This is a genomic window from Nostoc sp. (assembly GCF_036916985.1).
Classification (GTDB): Bacteria; Cyanobacteriota; Cyanobacteriia; order Cyanobacteriales; family Nostocaceae; genus Nostoc.
Genome location: NZ_JBALFD010000006.1, coordinates 40,584 through 66,783, shown reverse-complemented (window position 1 = coordinate 66,783; position 26,200 = coordinate 40,584). Strand labels below are relative to the sequence as shown.

Sequence of the window (26,200 nt, the reverse complement as noted above, 5' to 3'; positions counted from 1 at the left end):
CCGTGATTTAGTAGTTCACACTACCACATTTATTTCTGCTGTGTACAGTTGCAGATGATACATGAAAAGCAGTTTCTTATCACGATATGGAATAGTATAGACATTTTGTCGAGTCCTGATTCCTAATTGTCCTGACTGAATCAGGATAACAGCCCGCAAAATAAAAAATAATTAAATACTCGGCAAAATTAGGCTGTATTCCAAAATGGAATATAGAAATGGAGTTTAAGTATATCGAGTCACTACATTAGAAAAATTGTTGTGATACAGTCTGATTCATTCCGAACTACGGTAGCGCGATCGGGTTATGGTATATTATTGCCATCAAAGATTTGTCTACTTGTAAACTCAGAGTAGTTTCCAACCGCTTTCAAGCTTTCGATTTTGACTAAGATTTTGCCTTATCAAGTTTTAGCTGATTTGTTAATGATGACAAATCTGGCTTTGTTGCATCATAAGCAAACTTAGATAAATAGCCAAGCAGTTTCAATTACAAACGCACAATTATGGTAGATATTAAATTCGCATACTGGATTCCCAACGTTAGCGGTGGGTTAGTTGTTAGTAAAATTCCCCAACGCACAGATTGGACTTACGAATATAATGCTCAACTGGCTCAGACGGCTGAAGAAGTTGGATTTGAATATGCTCTAGCACAAGCCAGATTTATCGCCAGCTACGGTGCTGAGTACCAGCTAGAGGCATTTACAACTGTGTCAGCCTTGGCTCCAGTCACCAAAAAATTGAAGCTAATTGCAGCAGTTCACCCTGGATTGTGGCATCCCGGAGTAGTTGCCAAAGTCGGTGCTAGCATTGATTTTCTCTCTAACGGTCGGTTTGCTCTGAATGTAGTTAGCGGCTGGTTCAAAGATGAATTCACTATATATGGTGAACATTGGTTAGACCATGACGAACGTTATCGTCGTTCAGAAGAATTTATCCGCGTTCTCAAAGGTTTGTGGACTGAGGATGAATTTCACTTTAAAGGCGACTTTTACCGCATTAACGGCGGTTGGGTGAAGCCTAGACCAATTAATCAGAATCCCCACCCGGAGATATTCCAAGGTGGTAACTCCAAAGCCGCACGCCGGATGGCTGGCCGTGTCTCCGATTGGTATTTCATGAATGGCAACACCATAGAAGGGGTGAAAGAGCAGATTGCAGAAGTATCTGAATTAGCGAGTCTTGAAGGACGCACAATTAAGTTTGGTCTGAATTCCTTTATCATCGTGCGAGATACGGAAGCAGAAGCCCATGAAGTATTGCGCGATATTATTGCCCAAGCTGATGTAGAAGCCGTGAAAGGATTTGGCGAAGCCGTGAAACAGGCGGGATCTTCGACTCGCGAACGTCAGGGAATGTGGGCGAATTCCAATTTTGAAGACTTGGTGCAGTATAACGACGGCTTCAAGTCAGGCTTGATTGGTACAGCTGAACAAGTCGCTGACAAGATTCGCCAGTTCCATGAAGCGGGAGTCGATCTAATTCTCGGTGGCTTCTTACACTACTCAGATGATTTGCCAGCATTTGGTAGGACAGTAATACCAATTGTGCGCGAACTTAAATCTAATCGTCGGACTGCTGATGAGTTAGTTGTAGTGTAGATTAACAGGCACATATTTTGTAGGAGTGGGTTTTGTGGAGCTAAACCCACTTCTACAGCAACTAGCGAAACGCTACGCAGACATCAACGCCTAATTGCATAAACTTCCTAAATTTACGTGAATTCGATTGCTCATATAATATCTACCCAATTTGCTCAATCAAAAAACCTCTAAGAAGGTTTACTACGCAAAACCGTCCCTCTCCGAGTCGGAGAGGGACAGACTTGAACTTCAGTACAAGGCAGGGAGAGGTTCGTCGAACTCACGTTAAATTTGGGATAACTCTGCGTACCTCCGCGTTTTCCTTAGCGTTCCTCTGCGTTTAAAGATGATCAATTACAATCAAGGAGTTTTATCATGACATCAGTAATTAATACCGAACAAAAAGCCCATATTATTCGGGATGACAAAGAAGCGATCGCGATCGCTCACGAATTAGCAGCTGAGTTTGCCAAGGGAGACTCAGAACGCGATCAAACTCGGCGTTTACCTGCTGAGGAAGTGGAAAAGTTCTCCCAAAGCGGATTGTGGGGAATTACAGTCCCGAAAGAGTATGGCGGTGCTTTTGTCTCCAGTGCCACCTTGGCAGAAGTAGTTAAAATCATCTCCGAAGCCGACTCTAGCCTCGGTCAAATTCCTCAAAACCACCTCTACATGGTCGAAGCAGTCCGCTTGGATGGCACCGATGAGCAGAAGAAGTTCTTCTTTGATTTGGTTCTACAAGGCAAGCGCTTTGGTAATGCCTTCTCGGAAATTGGTACAAAGTCTGTCACCGATGTGCAGACAAAGTTAACACCAGATGGTTCTGACTTTGTACTCAACGGACGCAAATACTACTCTGCTGGGGCATTACTGGCACATTGGGTTCCTGTGATTGCCAGTAATCCAGATGGTAAGACAGTGGTGGCATTTGTCGAAAGAGATGCCGAAGGACTAACTTTACTTGATGATTGGACGAGCTTCGGACAGCGTACCACTGCTAGCGGCACTACCATTATTGAAAATGTGAAAGTTAAAGCAGAACACGTGATTCCGCACTACTTAGCCTTTGAAAGGGCGACTCCAATGGGTGCGATCGCGCAAATCATCCAAGCCGCCGTAGACGTAGGGATTGCTAAAGCCGCAGTTCGTGACACCATCCATTTTGTCCGCAACTATACCCGCCCTTGGGTTGACAGCAATTTAGAAAAAGGCTACGAAGATCCGCTGACACTATATAACTTAGGCAACGTCCAAATTCAGGTTCACGCTGCTGAAGCATTGCTGCGTCGTGCAGGCGAATTTATTGACGTTGCCAATGAGTCAGGTTTGGAAGAACCCAAGGTAGTTGAAGCATCGATCGCAGTTGCCGAAGCCAAAGCCTTAGGCACCGAAGCATCACTACTAGCTACTAACAAGTTGTTTGAACTAGCAGGTACTAAGTCCACATTGGAGGAATTCAACTACAATCGCCACTGGCGAAATGCCCGCGCTCACACACTCCACGATCCCGTGCGTTGGAAGTACTACGCTGTTGGTAACTATTTCCTCAATGGTGTCTATCCCCCACGCCATCCTTGGTTGTAATTGACACATTCTCTATTGGGTGACTCAATTTTGGATTTTAGATTTTGGATTAGGAAATTTTTCAATCTGAAAGACGCTCATAGATCGGGTTTAAGGGACTTCCAAATAAAAAATATCCAATTAACTCTTGTGGACGGACAGGATGCCCACCCCACAATACTGGATAATTTATTTCTTGGAGTTCCCTTAACTAAGCGATCGCCAATCTAAAATTGAAAATTTTTTTTAAAGTTTTGGGTTTTGAATTATTCAATTCCATTATCCAAAATTTAAAATCTAAAATTACCAGAATGCTTTGCCCCTGATAAATCCAACATTATTTAACTTGATACTATGAGCGTTGCAAACCCAACCCAGAGGCGGAGCATTTGGAAAAGCCAGCCATTTAAGGGACTGCTTTTCATTGCTGTAATTGCTGTCATTAGCTATATTTTTGAACTCATTTTTGGTCAAATTATTCAGCTGAATGTGGGCACAAAGTTGACTTACATTACTATATGCTTCGTTTGGTGGTGGCATCTAGGTTTTTCCCTCAACGGCTATCCAGGTTCACGCTTTTCTTCTACCCGATTTGGACGAGGAACAGTGAATTTAGTAGTGCTGTTAGCGCTAGTTTACATAACTGGAGAAGTTTGGAAGTTTATCTCTGCAAAACCAGCTATCACTGATACACCTGTTGGCTTATGGGGACAGACAGCAATTATTGCTGCTGCCGCCAGTTTGTTTTTCTTTGACAACACGATTGTCACCACTGACGAAGTACGCAACTGGCATCCAGTAAGCGGCTTTATTAATATCTTTTTTGCCGTCTTCTTTATTGCCCCTGCCCTCACCTTCTTACCACAAATGTGGGGACTTCAACCGTTTTACATTCCTTGGTATTGGTATCCTTGTTCGACAGTATTCGGTAGTTTCTTTGAACGTTGGCCTTTAAACAAATTGGATCTAGGAATGCCACGTTTGGGGTTACTGCATACAGGTATTATTTTGCTACTCACTCTGATTACAGAATTGTTCCTCAAACAGCTAGGACTGGATTTGTTTACCACAACGACAGGGCCAACCTTTGCAGCGATTTGGACAACTGTTGGTTTAGGATTTGTTTGGCAATTCAATATGTGGCCTTTCACGGAGTTGTCACAACCCACAAAAGGTATAGTTGCATCTGTTGCTAGTTTAATAATTTCGGTCTTATTCTACCTGGTGACAGTATCCCTGATAGGTCAGGAAAATATTATCCAAGGGCTTTACTGGTGGTTTAATATCCTTTGGGTTCAAGTATTCTTAATGGCTCCAGGCTTATACGATGGAATTAGTCTTTGGCAGGATGCGCCACCACTAGTTGAAGAACAGCAACCCCTGAGCTTGAATCGTGAAGGGCGTTAGAATAGTTCGTAATTCGTAATACTCGCCATTCGCGTAGCGTCTCATAGAGAAGGCGAGAAGCAAGCTACGTAATTCGTAATTTAATTATTAGCTACGAATTAGTAATGAGACTGTTGGTCAATTCTCGATGGGTTTGACCCACTCAGTGCTGAGTGCTGAGTGCTGAGTAAATTTAAGAAGTACTCAGTACTTCTGCACTACGGTAAAAGCCCCGCCCCTTGTGGGCGGTCTTTCAACTCAGCACTCAGTACTTGGAACTCAGCACTCTTCACCCCTTACCCCTAAAACCTTGGTTTGGCGTTCCTTTCCCGCCCTGAAATAAATTTCGGGCTAATAGTTCAAGTGCGTTGAGACGGACTCCAATCAGAGAAATCAAGAGCAATAAATAATGATGGGTTAGACCGCCTATTAATTCACCAACAATCTCATTAGTAATTAGTTAATAGTTGTGATGTTGTTATCTCTGCTCCCTCTGTCCTTTTAGCAGTCAGTGGGAGAGTTTTTTAGCTCTCATCTCTGCATTGCTGATTATGAGGATGAATTTTGTTTTGCGCATAGACAGATAGCGCCCCTCTCCTAGCAGGCTACGGTGTACACACAAGTCTTGAAATTACACCTCACACTTGGTTTCGTCGTCTATCCCTAAGCTGTTGGATCGCTCCGAAAGCTTGTCATTGCGAACGCGAGTGCGTCTCGTAGAGAGGAGGAACGACGAACGCAAGAGCGTGTCGCAGACAAGCAATCGCAAAAACTACGGGATTATGCGATTACTTCGCTCCGCTCGTAATGACAATTTATTGGGTCTAGAAAGCTTGAAACCCTTGTAGATACCACTTGTGTGTACACCATAGCTCCTAGCAGGGGAGGGGCGGGGTGAGGTTATTTTGTTATCGGTAATTCAGCGGACATAATATAAATTGCTCTTTGCACCTTTGCTAATTATCTAAAAAGTGAAGGTTGTCCTGACAGTACCAATTACCGCATCCTGATTGTCATTGTTTTGAGCAGGAGCCGTGATCCAAATTACGCCAGGGGTGATGGCAATGTTATCTGTAAGCTGATACTTGTAAAAACCTTCAATGTGTAACGATAAATCGTTTGCAGGTGCAGGATTACCACCCCGATAAGGTTCTGCACCCACAAGAACACCACCAAGATTGCCTTGTTTACCTAAGTCTGGAAATGCCAATCCCAGAGCATAGTACCAAATATCTGCGCTACCACTACCTGCCAGATTCTTGGTGTTAGTGTAGCCAAAGAAGCCATTAACTGCAAATCGAGGACTAAATTTATAGAAGGCTTCGACCCCGTAGGAGTTGGTAATCGTCCGCTCAAATGGAGTATTGGCTTGTTGTGTTCCGACCAGTGTAAAACCACTACCAAGGTCAAATATTCCTCCCCGATTTTGGTAGGCATTTACATAAGTCAAACCAATGCCAGAGTTCTTGTTGGGGTTCCATGCTATTTGTCCAAAGGCACTGTATTGACCATTAAAAAAACCGCTATCTGGCTGAGGATTGGCATGATCTCCTGCTAAGTAAGCCAAGCTTAATACCAATTGGTCACTTAATCGATAATTGAATCCCCCACCAGCACCACCACCAATACGGTAGATAGGACTAGAGGAAGCAAATTCTGTCAAAGCACGACCGCCGCCTGTGGCACTGTCCAAATAAGGACTCAGAGTCGGAACAAAGTCAAAAAATACTCCGTTTACGGCTCCTATATAAGCATCGATTTTGCTGCCAACTTGGAAGTAGTAAGAGAGCCAATCTACAGATAATTGGTTGTTACTAGGAGCAAGATTGAAGGTTTGCAAACCTTCGGCTGAACCACCAGGAAGCTGCAAAATAGTAGTGTTTCCGGTACTTAGACGAGTATTGAGAGTGTCTTTACCTGTAAAACTAGTTTTGAAAACGAGGCGAACTCTATCTTGAAAAACGGTGTTATTCCCATTAACTGTGCCTTGGAAGGCATTGGTAATCGCAAAAATTACTTCCGCAGAAAGCTTTGTAGTTGTAGAAAACTGATTGGCTTCTAGCTCCGCAGTCCTAGCTTCTAAGCGATCAACACGACCTCGTAGAGTTGCTAGTTCAGCAGTGAATCCTTCTTGCAGTCTTTGGACGGTAGTTAAGTCTTCTTTGGTAACTAAGCTAAACCACATCTAGTTTGCATATCCAAAATTTATATCACTCTTGTGGGGTGGGCATCTTGCCCGCCCTAATTATGCAAGTTGAATGTGAAACAGCTTAAGTCAGATGTAGCTGTTGCAATTAGCTCGTTGATTCGAGATAAACAAGCATTTAAACCTGCTGCAAATTCATAGCGAGTGATGGCATGGTTTCCTCGATAAGTGCTATTTGGATAACCTGCAATACATCCATAACGCTCAACTAAAGATTGGAGTGCTTGAAAAGCCCAATCAGTTGGTTGCACATCTGAAAACTGAGATACAGATGTTACCTGAGACATCCTGTTTGTCTGTTGGACATTTGCATCACTATTGATTGCAGGAATTTTAGGCGTTTGGGCAATGGTTGTTACCGAGGAATTGTCTCTAAAATTGGCGGTTTCAGCTACTAATTTACTGTCTTCGGCATGGGCTGATGTACTGACTAGCAAAGTAGCCCCCAAAATCACCGATTCCATAAATAAATTATGAAATGAACGATTGAACATTTCTATCACTCCTCACATTGTTGATTTGAAAAATTTAGTGAAAGCCATCAGACTTCTCGGTGACTTGTCTAGCTAAAAACTTATGACTAGCCCTGAGAAATGTTGAATTGCTCTTACCCTTAAAAGGGTTCACTAATATTGGTACACTTACAGATATAATCAGATACATCAGTGAATTACTGAAGTTTTGTCTGCATATTTTAGTGTCAAAAAATACTTGTTTTTACAACAATAGAATTCCTCTAAAAGCTGGTCTATTTGCCAAGGAAATATCTATCTGTAAAAGTATTTAAACTTTTAGACAAAAAATCTAATTTTTGCCCATTCTTTGCTAACTACTACTTGTCGATCAAGCTAGAGTAGATTAGTCTATTCAAGTTACTAATATTGCATATATTTTCTTAAAAAACAAGTGCATTAAAATATTTTTTATAATTTACTTTTTTTTCTGTTTGACTCTCAAGTAAATATTTTTTAATCCGGCACTAATAAGCTATAAATTTAGCAAAAATAATTTAATTTTAGCTTGCTTTATTAGTTAAGCTATGCAATGATGTAGTGATGGTACGGTAGTTTTATCGAAACACTGTAAATTGAAAGTTTTTCCAACCAAATTTATAGTTACTCTTCAGGAAAAGTTAGCAGGAGAAGTTGCAAGATATGCAATTAATCGAAACTAAAGAGTCTCAAAATTATCTTGATATAGCTAAGTCTTTAGCAAAGGAATTTGCCCAAACTGCTGTAGAGCGGGATGCCAAAGGTGGAACACCAAAATATGAACGCGATCGCTTGCGTCAAAGCAGCTTACTGAAACTGATTATACCCACAGAGTACGGTGGTTTCGGACAAAACTGGATTACCGTTTTGCAAATTACCCGCGAGTTTGCCAAGGTTGATAGTTCCATTGCTCACGTCTTTTCTTACCACCATCTAGGTGTAGTTATTCCTCATATCTTTGGTTCGGCAGAGCAAAAACAGCGATATTACTCAGAAACTATTCACAATAATTGGTTTTGGTGCAATGCTCTTAACCCCCTAGATAAAAGAACGACTCTGACACCAGAAAATAATTATTTCCGTCTGAACGGGATTAAAAGCTTTTGCTCTGGCTCTCAAGACTCAGATATATTGCCGATCACAGCGATTCATCAAGAAACTGGTGAATTGAGTATTTTGGTAATTCCTACCCAACGGCAAGGCGTTACTGTTCATCATGATTGGGATAATATCGGGCAACGGCAAACAGACAGTGGTAGTGTGACTTTTGAGAATGTGTTGGTATACCCTGACGAAATTCTTAGTAGTAGAGACAAACAAGGTCAACCATTCACTACTATTCGTGCCTGCTTAACTCAATTGAATCTTGCTAATATCTACCTGGGAATTGCTCAGGGAGCCTTTGAAGCTGCTAAAACGTATACTTCCACGAATACAAAACCTTGGCTGACATCAGGTGTAGAGAGTGCAACCCAAGATCCTCACATCCTTCAGCACTATGGCAAAATATGGGTTGAATTCCAAGCAGCTAAGAGCTTGACTGAGCAAGCAGGAGAATTACTACAAGCGGCTTGGGAAGAAGAATGGTCACTCACCGCCGAACAACGTGGGGAATGTGCGCTTTACGTCGCTACTGCCAAAGTTGCAGCGACTAAAGTTGGTTTAGACATTACCAACCGCATCTTTGAAGTTATGGGCGCACGCGCTACTACGGCAAAGTATGGCTTTGACCGCTATTGGCGTAATCTCCGCACGTTCACTCTCCACGATCCAGTAGATTACAAAATTCAAGAGATCGGAAATTGGGCGTTAAATGATGAACTGCCAAAACCTAACTTTTATTCATAGTAGTGTGTCAAATTCATTAGACATCTGGTGAAAAAGAATTGTTTTGACGTAGCAGTGCTACGTCTCTACAAGGTTTCTGGGTAACGCATATTTCATTTCTGGAGATGTCTATTTTCATTTTGACGGTTGGAGAGACGCGATAAATCGCCGTCTCTACAAGGAATCTATCCATCAATTATTTATTGTCTTTTACCAATGGTCTGCGATCGCCTCTTTAAAACTAGCTAGGCAATATTAGCGAGTCGGAGTACCTTGACCTCATACTACGATAATTCGATCAACATATAGTATGATATTTGCATTTATTTGTACTAGAAACAAAAAACTCTTATTCCTCCGTGTCCTCTGCGCCTCTGTGGTGCGATTTTCCATGACCTCTGCGTAAGTCTTGAGGTCTGATGATGTGTTGGCCTAACTACTATCGCTTGTCAGGAGGCAGGTCTGTTGAACAGAAAACGAAATTCATCATTCATTCAAAAAGTCAAGCAAAAACTTGTTTCACCCATCGCTTGGTTAGCAGTGGTTGCGTTTAGCATTTTGCTAGTTATTAGCACAACGATCGCTAGCAGTTTCGCCCAGAACCCTGCTCAGGAAGCAGGTGATACAAGTACACAAGCCTATGCGGGATTTAAAGGCAAAATCGGCAGAACTTTGGCAGAATCAACACCTTGGTGGACTCCACAACCGCCATCAGCCAAAACATCTCTAGCTTCATCCTCTACCACCGCAGCGCCAAAAGAGGCCCCCAATATTGTTGTTTTCCTAATTGACGATCTGGGGTTTTCCGATTTAGGCCCCTACGGCTCAGAAATTAGTACACCGAATATTGATAAATTAGCAGCTAACGGACTGCGGTTTAGCAACTTTACCACCCATCAGCTTTGTTCTCCTACAAGAGCCTCCTTACTGACAGGATTAAATGCCCATTCTGCGGGTGTCGGTTGGGTTGCTGAGGGACACCCTGGTTTTCCCGGTTATGCGGGTGAAATTCAGAGTAATGTTGTGACTCTGGCAGAAATTTTACGTAGCAACGGCTATTCTACCCTGCTGACCGGTAAGTGGCATTTGACTCAGACTTACGATCGCACCGCCACCGCTTCCTTCAATTCTTGGCCGTTACAGCGGGGGTTTGAACATTTCTTTGGTTTCTTAGATGGATTGGAACATCCCCAGACACCCCATATTCTCTACGAAGACAATACACCGATTTCAGTCGATCGCTATCCTGAGAATTTCCTCACCACCGATTACTGGACAGAAAAAGCGATCGCATTACTCAAAGATGCAAAAACGAAGTCTCCAAACAAGCCATTTTTCTTGTATTTTGCCAATAATGCTGTTCATTCACCGTTTAATATTCATCCAGCAGACCTCACCAAATATCAAGGCAAGTATGATGCTGGCTGGGACGTGCTACGCCAGGAACGCTATCAGAAGCAACTGACATCAAAGCTAATTCCTGCTGACACTCAACTACCACCCCAAAATCCAGGGGTTAAAGCTTGGGATACACTATCGACTGAAGATAAAAAGCTATTTGCTCGTTATCAAGAGGCCTATGCAGCCTTCGTTGATAACTTAGATCAAAACTTTGGCAAACTCTATGATTATCTAGAGTCAACCAAGCAACTCGACAACACAATTATTATTGTTGCTTCTGATAATGGCGGTTCTGGAGAAGGCGGGGCAAATGGTACAACGAATGTAGCTCGTCATTACTCCGGTTTACCAGACGATAAAGCCCTAGATATCAGTCGGTTTGAGTTGATTGGTAGTCCTCAGACTGCGCCTCACTATCCCATTGGTTGGGCAACGGTTTCTAATACACCCTTAAAGCGTTACAAGTTCTTTACTCTTGGGGGCGGTAGACGGAATCCATTGATTGTTTCCTATCCAGCAAAAATCAAAGATCAGGGCGCTACCCGCACACAATTTACGCACATCACAGATATTACACCTACCATCCTGGAATTAACGGGGATTAAGCATCCTGACAAGTTTAACGGCAAACCCACGAAACCTCTGGAAGGTATCAGCTTTGCCTATCTCTTAAATGATGCCAATGCGCCGGAACAAAGAACTGAACAATACTATGAGAATTCCGGTAATCGAGGGTATTACAAAGATGGTTGGTATGCTGTCACCGAACATCAGACTGGGAAACCATTTAGTGATTCCGAGTGGCAATTATACAACCTGAACAAAGATTACTCTGAAAGCAATAATGTGGCGAAGGAGTATCCAGAAAAAGTCCAAGAACTGGCAGCAGCCTTTGATGCGGCAGCATTTAAGTATCAAGTTTATCCCCTGTTAGAATCCCCCCAACATGGAGGAGTACCGCCTTATATCAAGGAGAAAGTCAAACCGAAGACATTCCATACAGGTGACTCGGTACTGGAACCGGATATTTTGCCCTTGGTGAGCGATCGCGATTATACCATCCAGGTGCAGGCTCAGTATAAAGCAGGCGATCGCGGGGTGATTCTGGCCCACGGTGGACAGGAAGCTGGTTACATTTTCTATATTGACAATGGCAAGCTGTTCTATGAACACAATAACTATGGTCAGTCGATTAAATTTCCCCCAGTCTCGTTACAGCCAGGTAAACTTAATATCAATTTGAATTACGATGCACTGGGCAAACGCCAGGGTTCTGGAACACTCTCTGTCAACGGCAAGCAAGTCGCAGCAGGTAAGCTGGGACTAACCTTTGGTGGCTTTCCTTATGAAGGATTGGACATCGGTAAAGATGCCCGTAGCCCCGTATCATGGGATCTCTACAAAAAATATGGGGTCTTTAAATACACTGGTGCGATCGAGCAAGTCAAATACGTACCGGGTTCCCCCGCGCCTGATGCCAAAGGGGAGTAGGGGTTAACAATTCAAAATTCAAAAATAAGTAGCGTCTCTGCTTCTCAACTAGTTAGAGTTATTTTTGTTTGTAAAGTGCGCTTCCATTGGAAGCGCACTTTTGTTTAGCTTTTTTAACTTGTAGTACATTAACTCGTTCTATATAATACAATAACCTCAGCTTGACAGTGAGAAAACTAAAGTAGGTTTCAATACGGTTCGATTAAAGTTTTTTGATGAGAATTATAGATCGCAAAGATACGATAAATCGTCATCAAGACGAAAGACTGATTATTGTAAAGACGGCGATTCATCGCGTCTCTTATCTTAACCGAACAGCATTGAAGTAAGTTTCTCGCTGAAGTTTAGATTTAAAATTTGAAATTTTGTTGTTAAAAGTTAAAGAGGATATTTTAAAAAGCAATCATTGACAATAAATATCAACTTAAGATAAAAGCCAGTCTAGAACCCAACTTTAGCAAATAATTGGAGGTAAAATGGTTTCTAATCAAAATATAACTGATGTAACTGATGATGATTGGAATTTAAGTGCAAGTAGGACACTAATTCAAGCACTGATCAAAGATTTTTACAAGAATAATTTAAATAGTTTTACAGATCCTCTTAAACAAGAAGGATTAATCGCAGCAGGAAAAGAAATATCTCAAATAATTATCTTGTTTAATCGACTGCAAAAACTCATCAATAGAAACGCACCACAGAATATTTGGTGGGATAGAATACCGAGGCTATTTATACCCGACAATAGGGATAAAACTCAAAGAGAACTGACTGAACTATCTAAAGCTTTAATATTTGCCATAGAAGCTCTGCGCGAATCATCATCGAATATAAATATTGCTCAAGCTATTAGATTTGACGTTGAACAAATCGTTTGCAAATATGAACATCCCTTGACAGGATTTATTATTAACCCATTTCTATCAGTCCACCGTTCACCATCAACGACGACTAAAGTAATTTTTGGACTTATAAGTGCCGTTTTCATCTATGGAGGAATTACTTCTTCTTCTATCGCCGGACTTTGGATTTTTTCAGAACTTGTTAATTATTATAATAACAATAATTATAATATCAATAGGAAAGTATTACAAAATGAAATAAAAGAAATTCAAAAATATACAGATAACCGAGTAGAGCAAATTCAAAATAATGCTGAACAAAAAAGTCAGCCAGAAAGCACAAATCCGACTTCTGCAAATGATATGAATAAATTGAAGCAAAGTAAAGAAGAAATTAAAGAGTTAAGTATAATATCGCAAAAAAATGCAGAATTTAAGAGTACAGAACTAACAACACTAAATAGTAATCTTGCTGAATTAAATGCACAATATAGCAAAAGGCAAGCTGCAAACGAGAAGTATAATGAATTTCTTCTCCAACTAAGTTTAGCTATTTCGGCAGGAACATTAGGTAGTATTATCAGTATTTTAATCAGGATTGAAGAATTTCAGAAAAAGAAATATTCTGATCCACTAACTCCATTTCTTGTTGGTGCTTTTAAACCAATGATTGGAGGAGCATTTTCTGTTTTATTTTTAGCCTTAATTAACTCTGGAATAATCTTAATGTTTATTAATCCAAGTGTCTTTAAGCTCAATCCAACTACTAATCAAGAATCATCTCAAGACCAACAAAGGTCTTTAATTTTTGTAATAGCATTCGTTGTTGGTTTTAGTGAAAGACTTGCGAAAGATTTCATAGGTAAAGCAGAAGAAATAGCAGGTGCTAACCGAGATAACCCTGAATATAAACCAGTTACTCAGGAATTATTAAGCGATGTAGATAGTTTAAATACGTTGCCAATAAAAGCAGCTAATAGTGCAGTTGCTTCAAATAAACTGCCAAATAAAGTAGATGGTAATGATTTGCTAAATATTGCAGATGATTTAAACTCTAGCAAAGGCGATCGCTAATCCCAATTTGAAAAATAATTGCGACAGATAGATTAAATAAATTTAGGGGCTTGTATCCTTTTCGTTTTCGGTCAGAATCAATTAGGTGACTGAATTAAGCTCCAGGTTGTCTGATTATAAAAGACAACCTGGAGCGATGCTAATTGCTAATGTGGATTCAAGACTGGCGATAGCAGGCAAACTCCATTGAAAAAGTAGCCATACCAGAAGTAAGCGATCGCAATTCTGTAGAATACCCAAACATTCGCGCTAGCGGCACTTCTGATCGAATCACCGTGTATCCCTGCATTGTCTCGGAACCCAACAACAAACCGCGACGGGACGATAAGTCACCTTGAACCCTTCCCATAAACTCGTTAGGTGTTTCCACCTCTACAAGCATAATGGGTTCGAGGATGTAGGGTTTTGCTTTAGCGATCGCACCTTCAATTGCTTGATGGGATGCTGATCGGAAAGCCAATTCTGAAGAGTCAATTGGGTGATATGAACCACCATCCAAAACGACTTTCACCCCAGTTACCGGATAGCCTTGCAGCTTTCCTGATTGCATCGCCTCACGGAAACCCTTCTCACACGCCGGGATATATTCTTTGGGAATCGCACCCCCAACCACCCGATTCTCAAAGACAAACGACTCATCTGTAGGTTCAATCCACCCAGTAATATGGGCATATTGACCAGGGCCGCCTGACTGTTTCTTAAATCGGTAGTCAAAGGTAGCTTGTTGTCCAATGGTTTCGCGGTACGCCACCGCAGGAGTACCAATGAAAACCTCGGCATTATATTCCCGTTGGATGCGTTCGAGGTAGATTTCTAAGTGGAGTTCGCCCATCCCAGAAATCAGAGTTGCTCCCGATTCGGGATCGATGCTTAACCGAAAGGTGGGATCTTCCCTTTGAAAGCGATTGAGTGCCTTGGAAAGGCGATCGCTATCTTCCTGTTTCTTGGGCGTAATTGCCAGCGTAATTACTGGTTCCGGTACAAACATCTTCTCTAGAGATACCAGTGGTTCCTCAGAACAGAATGTATCACCAGAAGCACAATCCACACCCAACAGAGCCACAATATCCCCAGCCACGGCAACTTTTAGCTCTTCTCGCTTATTGGCGTGCATTCTCACCAAGCGACCGATTTGCACTCGCTGTTCAGTCCGCGAGTTGTAGACGGTATCGCCGGGTTTGAGTGTCCCAGAGTAAATCCGGGTATAGGTCAACTGTCCAAAGGATTCAACGGTGAGTTTAAATGCCAATGCCACCAAGGAAGCATCGGGGTCAGGGGAGAGAGTGATTAGGGATTGGGTACTGGGTACTGGGGATTGGGAATTGCTTGTCCTAGTTCCCAGTCCCCAATCTCCAGTCCCTAGTCCCTTGACTTCTCTATCCACAGGAGATGGTAGATAGAGCGCAACTGCATCCAATAAGTTTTGCACTCCTTTATTTTTGAATGCCGAACCCAGCAATACAGGTGTGAATTCGAGGCTCAAGGTTGCCTGTCGAATGGTTTGCCAAATTAATTCTTTGGGAATCTCCTCACCTGCCAACAACATCTCGGTCATCGATTCTGAGAACAGTGACAAAGCATCTAGTAGCTTATCGCGTGCCTGTTGCGCCTCATCCCTAAGAGGTTCGGGAATTGCCTTTTTCACCAAGTTTTCCCCATTTTCGCCCTCAAAGTAGTCGGCGGTCATTTCCACCAGGTCAATTACTCCCTGGAATTGGTCTTCACTGCCGATAGGATACTGGAGTAATACCGCATTTAGTTGCAAGCGATCGCGTATTCCCTGTACTACACGAAATGGATCTGCCCCCGTCCGATCCATTTTATTGATGAACGCCAAACGCGGCACACGGTAGCGCTTCATTTGCCGATCCACCGTAATTGACTGGGACTGCACACCCGCCACAGCACACAGCACCATCACTGCCCCATCCAATACCCGCAGGGCGCGTTCTACTTCAATTGTGAAATCTACGTGTCCAGGTGTATCAATCAGATTAATTTGAGTATCGTGCCACTGGCAGGTGGTAGCAGCAGAAGTGATGGTTATACCATGCAGCTTTTCTTCTGGCATAAAATCCATCGTTGCACCCTTCCCGCCTCCCCGCACTTCCTCGATAGCGTGGATTCTGCCCGTGTAGAAGAGAATTCGCTCTGACAGCGTAGTTTTACCAGAGTCGATGTGGGCAGAGATACCAATATTTCGGATGCGTGTTCGGGGAATCATAAAATTTCCTTTTGTTCAAGCGACAAACAGTCACCAACTGAGTGGTGACATATTTTGTATTATACATGTAGTACAATTAAAAGACAAGACTGATAATACAGAAAAACCGTTGATTTTTGCCCTAGCTGACGTTTAAAATAGGTATTCAAGCGGAGGAAATGAAAGCTTGAAATTGATATTGGTAGCTCCCGACTCTTTTTTGTGTGCAGCCTTTCAACAGCATTTTAATTATTTACCCAATGTAGAAAAGGTGAACTTTTTTCTGACTTTTATACGCTAGATGGGAGTGATGCTAATAAACAAAGCATTAATAGTCCCTGAAAAAGTTCGTTTTTTGTCCCTTTCAAACCGAATTTATCAGCATAAATGCTTATTGACATAGGAAGTTTGAGCTTAACTTGACACCTATGCCCACCCCACAAGAGTTAATTGAATATTTTTTTATGAAGAAGGGGAAGGGGGAAAGGTAAAAACCTCGCCCGAAGTCAAGCGAAATAATCCAAATTTTATGAGGAAGGTAAAACCCTCGCCCCTTGTGGGCGACCTGCTCATCCCTTTCCCCTTTAATCCTTTTCCCTTTTTTTATTTGGAAGTCCCTAACCTCTCCCCCAAACCACCCTACGGTGTACACAGAAATCTGAAACAATTTATTCATCTGGGTTTAAGCGTAGGCTTTAAACCTAACTATGTAACGAAAAGTAAAAGCGCTGAAAATCTTGCGATTGCAACTCTTGGAGACGCTACGCGTAGCAAGCAAGATCCCCGTAGGGGTACACTCTACTTAGTTACGTACCCTGCGGGTCACCCAAAGTATTACGTGATAATACAGCTATAAATTTTACTCACCTACGTAGATGAAAAGAATAGAAGTTGAGCAAAGAACTATTTTAATTGGTTTGGCTGGTAGCCACGGCTATGGTTTAAATCGTCCTGATTCAGATTTTGATTATAGGGGAGTATTTATCGCACCCAAAAGGTACTACTTGGGATTTGACCACATAGAACAAAAAGATGCTGGTTGGGATGAACCAGGAATATTTCCATTCGTCGATGGTAACAAAGACACGGTTATATATGAATTAAGAAAAATCCTCCAGTTATTAGCGGGCGCTAATCCCAATGTTTTAGAATTACTCTGGTTAAATAATTATCCTTTTTTAAGCGTAGTCGGACAGCATTTAATCGATCATAAACAGCTATTTTTGAGCAAAAAGGTAAAACATACTTACACTGGTTATGCCTTTGCCCAAATTAAAAAGATGGAAACTCATCGTAAATGGTTGTTAAAGCCACCGCAAAAAAAGCCAGTACCATCAGACTTTGCTATAGAAGACGAAGCACCCCTCAGTAAAGATGAGCTAAATGCTTTTCTGGAGTATCTTTATAACTTAATCAGAGGACGGATTGAATTTCTAGAGGAGGCGGAACAATTATATCAATTGTTGACAGCAGATATTGATTTTAAAGGAGTGCTAAAACAATATACTTTACCCGATGAAACTTTAGAATATACCCAAAAGTTAACCAATAGCCGTAAAGATTTTATCCGTCTGCTTCAGAAAAGCCAAAGCTATCAAATAGCTTTAAGAGAATGGAAGGCTTACTTATCTTGGCAAGAGAATAGAAATCCGGCTAGGGCAGAAATGGAAAGAAAGTCGGGTTTTGACCTCAAACATGGGATGCACTGCATTAGATTGTTACGCAGTGGAGTAGAAATATTGCGCCGAGGTGAAGTGGTTGTAGATAGGAGAATAGCTGGTGATGTTGAAGATTTAAAAGCTATTTTAAAGGGTGAGTATTCTTATGAGCAGGTGATGAAAATGGCAGAAGATTTGGTCGCCGAAATGGAAGTTGTTTGCGAACAATCTGCTCTACCTCATAAATCTGATTTAGAGAAAATTAATGAGTTGTGTATGGAGTTGGTGGAAATGCAAAAATGGAGTCATTAGTCATTGGTCATTGGTCTATTGGTGCTTATAACTCAACACAGTTCAGAATTAGCAACAAAATCCTCATGTAGAGACGCGATTTATCGCGTCTTCAAATACCAATTACCTACACCAATTAAACCTTAACTGAACCGTATTGGCTTATAACTAACAAAGGACAAATGACTCATTTTAAAGAGTGTACATTAAATCAGCAAAGCCATAGAGGCTGATGATGAGTAATAGAGATGCTGTTAGTTGGGTAATTCGCGTCTGTGGTGAGGGGGCGATCGCTTCCCGCACTAAGATAGAAACAGATGCTCCAACTACTAAGCTCAAGCCTAAGATTAAATAGGGTATATCGGGTAAAATACTGGCTATTGCCAACATGGCGATCGCTAATAAGAGCATCAATAATTCTACAAACCTGGGCGGGTTGTATTGGCTAGATAAAACAAAGCTGTTGAACCAAAAAGACCAAAATCTCATATTTTAGTGCTGAGTGCTGAGTGCTGAGTTAGGAGTTAGGAGTTATATACCCAGTTCTGAGTGAGGAATTAAAGTTGTGAGTTATATACTCAGTGGTGAGTGCTGAGTTAGGAGTTATATAGCCAGTTCTGAGTGCTGAGTGAGGAATTAAAGTTGTGAGTTATATACTCAGTGCTGAGTGAGGAATTAAAGTTGTGAGTTATGAAGCAGCTTTCTATTCAAAACTCTTAACTTCTAACTCCTCACTCCTAACTTCTAACTCCTCACTCCTAACTTTTAACCCCTAGCCCCTAACTTTTGACCTGTGCCGTTTTTTTGTACCGTGTCACTTTCTGGTAGTTCGACGCCAAAGACGCGGCTAAAAACTTTGGCGACTTTGTAGCCAGAATCAATCGATTCTAAGGGGTCTTTCCGCAGTCTGTGACGCAAGCATAGCGTAATTACGCGATGGATATCATCAACTGTAACTTCAGTGCGTCCTTCATAAGCTGTTAAGGCTTTGGCGGCGCGGTTACTAACAATGTCACCCCGTAAACCATCTACATCCAGTTCTGAGCAGACTTCAGAAATTTTCACCCGCAAATCGTAGTCAATTTTCACTTCTGGTAAAAGCTGTTGAGCATTGACAATTTGCTGTTGTAATGCTTCTTGCTGGGGTTTGTAGTTTTCGAGAAATACTGGCGGATTTTGGTCAAAATCTGCTCGTTGTTCTACGATTTGCACCCGCAAGGTTGGTTCTTTGACCGTGTGAATTTCAGCGTGCATCCCAAAGCGATCTAGCAGTTGGGGGCGTAGTTCGCCTTCTTCGGGGTTTCCAGAACCCACAAGCACGAAACGCGCCGGGTGACGGATAGAAATGCCTTCTCGTTCTACAGTGTTCCATCCACTGGCAGCGGAGTCGAGTAACACGTCTACAAGGTGGTCATCTAGTAAGTTGACTTCATCTACATAGAGAATGCCTCGGTTAGCCTTTGCCAGTAGTCCCGGTTCAAAGGCTTTGACACCTTCAGATAAAGCTTTCTCGATGTCGATTGTGCCACAAACTCGGTCTTCTGTAGCTCCTAGCGGCAGGTCTACCATTTGGACTTTCTTGTGAGCTACGGGAATTTCTGCCCCTTGTTCTAACAGTTGGCGGACTTCATCGCTCATCAAGTCGGGGTCGCTAGGATCGCTACTAAAGGGGTCATTGGCAACCACAGAAATTTCTGGCAGCAGATCCGCCAGCGCCCGGATAGTTGTGGATTTTCCGGTGCCGCGATCGCCCATAATCATTACACCCCCAATTTTGGGGTCAATCACGTTCAATAGCAGCGCCAGTTTCATTTCTTCCTGGCCCACTATTGCCGTAAAAGGAAATACTACGCGACGCGCATTTGCCGTGGATTGAGCAGTTGGACTCACTAAATTACCTTAACAATATTTTTCTTATTACAATTCTTTATTGTGACACAGGTGGGACGTGGGGGAATGTGAAGATCAGGGAGATGAGGGAGAGAATAAAATTACCTCTTTCCCCTCTGCACCCTGCTCCCTGCCCCTCTACCTCTTTTCATTTACTGGGCACTAATGATTACTAAATACGTCAAGCACCTTATAGTTCTGCCTTGGTTATTCTGGTGCAAAAGTTCCATAAGCAGGGAACAAAAAACTACCAACTTATCAATCCTGTAGTAAGCATAAATACTGTGTAAACTATATATGCTTAGTAGATTCATTTATAAAAACGAGTAATGGCGTGTGTGGGTAGTTAATGCATCATTCAAATCTATGAAATCATCTTTTAGTATTCAAAATTGGCGGCGTAGATGCCTAGCAGTTTGTCGTCAGACATCGCTCAAATATCTTTTTCCCTTTCTCATTTTAATATCCTTTGTTACGGTATTGTTAGTAGACAGTTTCACTCCTGCCATCGCACAGATACCCCGTCAGGAAATTCGCGGGGTTTGGATGACCAACAATGATTTTGACACTCTCAAAAGTCGCGATAAAGTACATGATGCCGTGAGTCAACTGCGGCGGCTAAATTTCAATACAATCTATCCTGTGGTATGGAACTCTGGCTATGTAATGTATCCCAGTGCCCTAGCGCAACGTGCAGGTATTCAACCTTTTGTCTATAGGGGTTCAGATGGACATGATATTCTTGCAGACCTCATTACTCAAGCCCATCGCCAAGGATTGCTAGTAATTCCCTGGTTTGAATTTGGTTTCATGGCTCCCCCAACCTCAGAACTGGCACTAAATTATCCCGATTGGTTCACACAAAAGCGAGATGGTAGCCAAACTTCAATCAGTGCGGCAGGTGAGGTAATGTGGCTGAATCCGTTTCATCCACAAGTGCAACAGTTCCTTACCAATCTCGTGCTAGAAACTATCACCCAATATGATGCCGATGGCATTCAGTTTGACGATCATACAAGTTTGCCCTACGAATTTGGCTACGATAAATATACAGTTGCCTTGTACACCCAAGAAACTAATAATGCTCCCCCCAGTAATCCTCAAGATGAGAGCTGGGTAAAGTGGCGAGCAGATAAAATTACGGCGTTCATGGTACAACTTAACCAAGCTGTAAAGCAGAGAAAACCGCAAGCGATTTTCTCAATTTCTCCCAATTACTATGATTTTGCTTACAAGTTTCAACTGCAAGACTGGCTGACTTGGATGCGGCAAAATATTGTAGATGAGTTAATTGTGCAAGTTTATCGTCCGAATCTGCAAAGTTTTATAGCCAATATTTCCCGCCCAGAAATTCAAGAAGCGCAACAAATAATTCCAACTGGAATTGGCATTATGACAGGGTTAAGAAATAACCCAGTTCCCATGCAGCAAATTAAGTCTCAGGTGCGGGCTGCCCAAGAACGCGGTTTAGGCGTAACCTTCTTTTATTATGAAAGTCTTTGGAACGATGGCCAAGAATCTTTAGAAGAGCGACAAGCTGGATTTGAAAATCTTTTTCCATCTCCCGCACTCCGCGCCAGAGTTGAATAACTTTTCTGTTGAACGTGAGTTCAACAGATGGTAATAACTCTTAATACGGTTCGGTTAAGGTTTTTTGATGAAAATTATAGATCGCAAATACGAGATAAATCATCACAAAGACGCGATAAATCGCCGTCTCTACAATAGTCAGTCTTTCCTCTTGATGGCGATTTATCGCGTCTCTTGCCTTAACCGAACAATATTGAATAACTCCCAATACTTGTCGGTTAAGGGGGAAAGGGAAAGGGGAAAGAAAAAACCTTTAACCTTTAACCTTTTCCCAAAACCAAATTCCGAGTTAAAAATGCTTAACCGAGCAGTATTGGAATAACTCCCTACTCCCTACTCCCTACTCTTAACTCAGCCTGACAACTTTCTACCGAAGTGCCTTGTCGCATGGCATTAACTAAAGCCTCATAACTAGACCAATTTTCTTGGAGTAGGGTTTTTGCCTGGAGGGCATGAAACCGTAGTTTCTGCTGATAAGCTGATTCAGAAAAGCCCAAAATTGTCAAGACTCCTATCAGCTTGCTTTTATCATCACTTCCACCCTCAGCATTATTAAAAACTAGGGTTTCAGCAGCAATACCCGCCATCCAAACAGTGCAGTAGCGGTCTAACATTTGGGCACTGATTTTACCTATTTCTAGTTGAGATGCTAATTCGCCATCATCAAAGCTAACGCCGCCTTGCCCAGGTTGACCCTGTTTCCAAGCTTCCCAAGCGCTGAGTGTGTACCCAGTAACGGGAATATCCAATAGGTAAGCAACCAAAAAATGCCCTGCTTCATGGTGGACGATGCGATCGCGATGTTCTTTTGAAAAACCAGCAATCCAATCTAAAAAAATAGTACCACCCTTGCCTTGCAAGCTGAAACTATCTAATGTCGCTATGCCTAAGATAGTGAAGGTAGCAAGTGCCGGTACTGCCGGTGATAAGTTTAAGAATGGCCCCAGCAATACCGATAGGGTCATCAGAAAGATAGATATTGCAACTAAATTTAGGCTAGTCTGGCTCATTGAAACTTTTCTGATAATTAAATTGTGCCAATTACTAGCAAGATATGTTGCTGATATTTGACACAATCGGTGTCTGAATATTCTGTAACTATTAAGCCAGGAAACCTGCAAAAAAGTCCAGAGTTTCTTTCAGTGCTTTAATGAAAATATCAATTTCCTCGCGGGTGTTGTAGAAAGATAGACTCGCTCGTGCGGTTGCAGCAAGACCTAAGTAACGGTGTAATGGTTGAGTACAGTGGTGTCCAGAACGGATGGCAATGCCTTCTTGATCTAATAATGTAGATAAGTCGTTGGCGTGAACTTCTCCGGCGGTGAAGGATGCAAGAGCGGCTCTACCCTCGCCTTTCACATTTGGTTTGGGGCCGTAAATTCTAATTTGGGGAATTTGCTCTAATTGTTGGAACAAATAAGCCGTTAATTCTGCTTCGTAGGCGTGGATTTTATCCATGCCGATACTGCTAAGATAATCTATCGCAGCCCCAAGTGCGATCGCTTCTCCAATTGCAGGTGTACCAGCTTCAAATTTATGCGGTAATTCTGCATAAGTGGAATGGTCTAAATATACCTCTGCAATCATCTCACCACCACCAAAAAATGGCGGCATAGATTCTAACAATTCCAACTTGCCATACAGAAATCCTATCCCAGTTGGGGCGCACATTTTATGACCGGAAGCTACCAACCAATCACAATCTATTTGCTGTACATCTATGGGGAAATGAGGAACACTTTGACAACCATCGACTAAGAATTTAGCACCGTATTCGTGAGCGATCGCACCAATTTCTTGCACTGGATTAATACAACCCAAAGCATTAGAAATATGCACCACTGATACTAATTTAGTTTTGTTTGAAATCAGTTTTTTAAACTGCTCCAAATCAAAAGTTTCTTCTGGTGTCAGTTTTACAAATTTCAGGACTGCACCTGTTTTTTGCGCCACGAATTGCCAAGGTACAATATTACTGTGGTGTTCCATCACCGACAGAATAATTTCATCCCCAGGCTGCAAATTGTTCATTCCCCAACTGTAAGCTACTAAGTTAATCGCCTCAGTTGCGTTACGGGTATAGACAATTTCCTGACGCGATGCAGCATTAATAAATTTGGCAACTTTATCTCTAGCACCTTCGTAAGCATCGGTAGCTCTAGCACTCAGAGTATGGGCACCGCGATGCACATTAGAATTATATTGCTCATAATAATCCCGTAGGGTATTTAAGACGAACAAAGGCTTTTGCGATGTCGCAGCATTATCGAGATAAACCAGAGGTTTATCGTTAACTTCCTGATGCAAAATTGGGAAGTCAGCGCGAACTTTATCAGCAAGGGTTTTGGTAGTGGTGAAAGTCATTGGTAGATTAGTCAAACAATTTTGGATTTTGGATTTTGGATTTTAGATTGGAAAGTTTCATCTAAAATCTAAAATTTGGTCAAGAGTCAAGCGATATGGACTTAAGATTATTGACTGTGTTTAAAAGGATTTCTCGCAGAGAAGGAACTGGTATTTGGTTGATGATTTCGGCAGCGAAGGCGTTGATTAACAACTTTCGAGCATCATTTTCATCAATTCCCCGGCTTTGCAGATAGAATATTTCGTCATCTTCCAATTGGCTGACGGTAGCACCGTGAGCGCATTTGACATTATCGGCAGTAATTTCTAATTGGGGTTTAGTATCAACTCTGGCTTTAGATGATAGCAGCAAATTCCGATTCAACTGGGTTGCATCTGTCAACTGCGCTCGCTTGGGAACTAAAACTTTACCATTGAAGACTGCGTGAGCGCGATCGCCTACAATACACTTATGTAGTTGCTTACTCGTACTGTGAGGATAATTGAGTGCGATCGCACTATGAGTATCCGCCAACTGCTTACCAGAAATTATCGTCAAACCGTTGAGAGTAGTTTCAGTCTGCTCACCAGTTTGCAAAATTTCTAAGTTGTGCCGCGACAACTTTGCACCTAAAGTTATGGCGTGACTTGTATATCGACTATCACGAGATTGTGCGATCGCAGTCTTCCCAATATGAAAAGCCTCTGCACCTTCACGCTCAACCCTAGTGTGACTCACTTGGGCATTGTCACCAACCCAAATTTCCGTAACCGCGTTAGTTAAGTAAACTTCTTCCTCTGCGCTCTCTGCGCCTCTGCGGTTCGTATAATCCTCAACCAACGTCACCTGTGAACCACTTTCCGCCACCACCAAACAACGCGGCTGCGAAATCGTCAGCGTCTCACCTGAAATAAATACCAAATGAATTGGTGTCTCAACTACCACATTCTTCTTCACCCACACCACAGCAGCATCAGTTATTCCAGCCGTATTGAGAGCCGTAAAAACTTCCTGCGCTCCCTCAGCTTGAGCTAAATACTGCCGTATACCCTCCTGCTCATCCACAGGTAAGCCAGCCAAATTACTCACCACAATACCAGATGGTAAATCTGAAACTGCTGATAACTCCGGCGCATAAACGCCATTAACAAATACCAAACGACTATTAGCTGCTTCTGGCAAAATATCAAATTCTAGAGACGCAAAATTTCCCGTCTTTACATTAAATTGCAGCTTTCGCAGAGACGACAAATCAGTAAATCGCCATTCTTCCTCGCGAGTGGTGGGAATAGTCGAGTGGCGTACCCAACTAGCAGCACCTTCACGTAATTCCTGTAACCATCCCTCTGTTTTGGATGCAGTTACCTGATTTAACAATTCAGTTAGATAGACATCTTTATCTAACAGAGTCGATGTCAAATTGACTAAATTCGAGTTAGGTATTGGACTAGGAGATACTTGAATACTCATTATACACCCACCTCAGCTGCAAACTCTTCCAGCACCCAGTCATAACCGCGAGACTCTAATTCCAGCGCCAGTTCCTTACCACCACTGGTAATAATTCGCCCTAGTGCCATCACATGCACAAAATCAGGCACAATATAATCAAGTAACCGTTGGTAGTGAGTAATCAAAATTGTGGCATTTTCTGGACTTGCCAGTTGATTTACGCCATTGGCCACAATTCTGAGCGCGTCAATATCCAAACCCGAATCAGTTTCATCCAAAATTCCCAACTTTGGTTCTAGCAAAGCCATTTGCAGAATTTCATTCCGCTTTTTCTCACCACCAGAAAACCCTTCATTCAAACTGCGACTGAGAAAACTGGGATTCATCTTCACCACATCCAGCTTTTCCTCAATCAAATCGTCAAAATCAAAAGCGTCTATTTCCTCTAAACCTTGCGCCTTGCGCCGAGAATTGTACGCCACCCGCAAGAAATCCAAATTGCTCACACCCGGAATTTCTAACGGATACTGGAACGCCAAAAATACACCACTTCTCGCCCGTTCCTCCGGTTCCAACTCCAGCAAATTCTGTCCCTGAAAAATCACCTCACCGCCAGTCACCTCATACGCCGGATGCCCAGCCAACACCTTAGAAAAAGTACTCTTACCAGAACCATTCGGCCCCATGATCGCATGAATTTCACCCGATCGCACCTCCAGATTCACACCCTTCAGAATCGGTGTCCCATCAACATTAGCCGTCAGATTCCGTACCGACAGCACAACTTCACTATTTTCAATAATCATCTTCTCTCTTCCCTCTCTGCGCTCTCTGCGCCTCTGCGGTTCGTTATTCTTCCAGATAAACACAGAACGCAAATATATCTGTGTTTATCCTTGCTTCCA

Annotated in this window: 16 protein-coding genes and 1 pseudogene; 8 read left to right on the top strand and 9 right to left on the bottom strand. The window is 42.2% G+C overall.

The genetic code is table 11. From position 1 onward, the window contains the following. The first annotated feature begins 506 nt into the window (after positions 1-506). From sfnG to V7L07_RS01155, 3 genes are all read left to right on the top strand, one after another. On the top strand, positions 507-1,604 hold the full coding sequence (gene sfnG / locus V7L07_RS01165) for a dimethylsulfone monooxygenase SfnG (protein WP_335054283.1): 1,098 nt from the start codon (positions 507-509) through the stop codon (positions 1,602-1,604). Positions 1,605-1,961: 357 nt separating this feature from the next. After that, on the top strand, positions 1,962-3,170 hold the full coding sequence (locus tag V7L07_RS01160) for an SfnB family sulfur acquisition oxidoreductase (protein WP_335054281.1): 1,209 nt from the start codon (positions 1,962-1,964) through the stop codon (positions 3,168-3,170). A gap of 333 nt (positions 3,171-3,503) precedes the next feature. Beyond that, entirely contained in the window at positions 3,504-4,556 is a 1,053-nt protein-coding gene (locus V7L07_RS01155) for a hypothetical protein (protein ID WP_335054279.1), read from the top strand. Between the two features lie 943 nt (positions 4,557-5,499). Here V7L07_RS01155 and V7L07_RS01150 read toward each other — a convergent pair. Continuing rightward, positions 5,500-7,235 (bottom strand): annotated as a pseudogene (locus V7L07_RS01150) (iron uptake porin). A gap of 660 nt (positions 7,236-7,895) precedes the next feature. Between V7L07_RS01150 and V7L07_RS01145 the strand changes: the two are divergent. Beyond that, positions 7,896-9,080, top strand: a complete 1,185-nt coding sequence (locus V7L07_RS01145) for an acyl-CoA dehydrogenase family protein (RefSeq protein ID WP_335054277.1) — start codon at positions 7,896-7,898, stop codon at positions 9,078-9,080. 16 nt (positions 9,081-9,096) lie between these two features. Here the strand turns inward: V7L07_RS01145 and V7L07_RS01140 are convergent, their stop codons facing one another. Continuing rightward, positions 9,097-9,252: a hypothetical protein gene (locus V7L07_RS01140; RefSeq protein ID WP_335054275.1), complete on the bottom strand. Its 156-nt coding sequence runs from the start codon at positions 9,250-9,252 to the stop codon at positions 9,097-9,099. A gap of 272 nt (positions 9,253-9,524) precedes the next feature. Here V7L07_RS01140 and V7L07_RS01135 point away from each other — a divergent pair, with 272 nt between their 5' ends. Both V7L07_RS01135 and V7L07_RS01130 read left to right on the top strand, forming a co-directional pair. After that, positions 9,525-11,951 carry an arylsulfatase gene (locus V7L07_RS01135; RefSeq protein WP_335054273.1) on the top strand — a complete coding sequence of 809 codons (2,427 nt, stop codon included), beginning with the start codon at positions 9,525-9,527 and terminating at the stop codon, positions 11,949-11,951. 476 nt (positions 11,952-12,427) lie between these two features. Continuing rightward, positions 12,428-13,867 (top strand): hypothetical protein, encoded by a 1,440-nt coding sequence (locus tag V7L07_RS01130; RefSeq protein ID WP_335054271.1) that lies wholly within the window; start codon positions 12,428-12,430, stop codon positions 13,865-13,867. A gap of 157 nt (positions 13,868-14,024) precedes the next feature. On the opposite strand, the gene fusA is transcribed toward V7L07_RS01130, so the two are convergent. Further along, the gene (gene fusA / locus V7L07_RS01125) at positions 14,025-16,091 is read right to left on the bottom strand and encodes an elongation factor G (protein WP_335054269.1); all 2,067 of its coding nucleotides are present in this window, start codon (positions 16,089-16,091) and stop codon (positions 14,025-14,027) included. 854 nt (positions 16,092-16,945) lie between these two features. Here fusA and V7L07_RS01120 point away from each other — a divergent pair. Further along, positions 16,946-18,040, top strand: a complete 1,095-nt coding sequence (locus V7L07_RS01120) for a nucleotidyltransferase domain-containing protein (protein ID WP_335054267.1) — start codon at positions 16,946-16,948, stop codon at positions 18,038-18,040. Positions 18,041-18,211: 171 nt separating this feature from the next. On the opposite strand, the gene V7L07_RS01115 is transcribed toward V7L07_RS01120, so the two are convergent. Beyond that, entirely contained in the window at positions 18,212-18,508 is a 297-nt protein-coding gene (locus V7L07_RS01115; protein WP_334696389.1) for a hypothetical protein, read from the bottom strand. 276 nt (positions 18,509-18,784) lie between these two features. Beyond that, positions 18,785-19,909, bottom strand: coding sequence for a magnesium chelatase ATPase subunit I (bchI, locus tag V7L07_RS01110; RefSeq protein WP_335054265.1), 1,125 nt, complete (start codon positions 19,907-19,909; stop codon positions 18,785-18,787). Between the two features lie 366 nt (positions 19,910-20,275). Here bchI and V7L07_RS01105 point away from each other — a divergent pair, with 366 nt between their 5' ends. Further along, a complete protein-coding gene (locus V7L07_RS01105) occupies positions 20,276-21,499 on the top strand; it encodes a glycoside hydrolase family 10 protein (RefSeq protein WP_335054263.1) in 1,224 nt (407 codons plus the stop codon). Positions 21,500-21,825: 326 nt separating this feature from the next. On the opposite strand, the gene V7L07_RS01100 is transcribed toward V7L07_RS01105, so the two are convergent. The 4 genes from V7L07_RS01100 to sufC form a co-directional block, all read right to left on the bottom strand. Beyond that, complete coding sequence (locus V7L07_RS01100) at positions 21,826-22,509, bottom strand: ATP-dependent Zn protease (RefSeq protein WP_335054261.1); 684 nt, start codon at positions 22,507-22,509, stop codon at positions 21,826-21,828. A 91-nt stretch (positions 22,510-22,600) separates the two neighbouring features. Then, positions 22,601-23,863, bottom strand: coding sequence for a cysteine desulfurase (locus V7L07_RS01095; RefSeq protein ID WP_335054423.1), 1,263 nt, complete (start codon positions 23,861-23,863; stop codon positions 22,601-22,603). Positions 23,864-23,942: 79 nt separating this feature from the next. Further along, positions 23,943-25,313: a Fe-S cluster assembly protein SufD gene (gene sufD, locus V7L07_RS01090; protein ID WP_335054259.1), complete on the bottom strand. Its 1,371-nt coding sequence runs from the start codon at positions 25,311-25,313 to the stop codon at positions 23,943-23,945. Beyond that, positions 25,313-26,101, bottom strand: coding sequence for a Fe-S cluster assembly ATPase SufC (sufC, locus tag V7L07_RS01085; RefSeq protein WP_335054257.1), 789 nt, complete (start codon positions 26,099-26,101; stop codon positions 25,313-25,315). Before sufC ends, sufD begins: the two co-directional genes overlap by 1 nt. Positions 26,102-26,200: the final 99 nt, after the last annotated feature.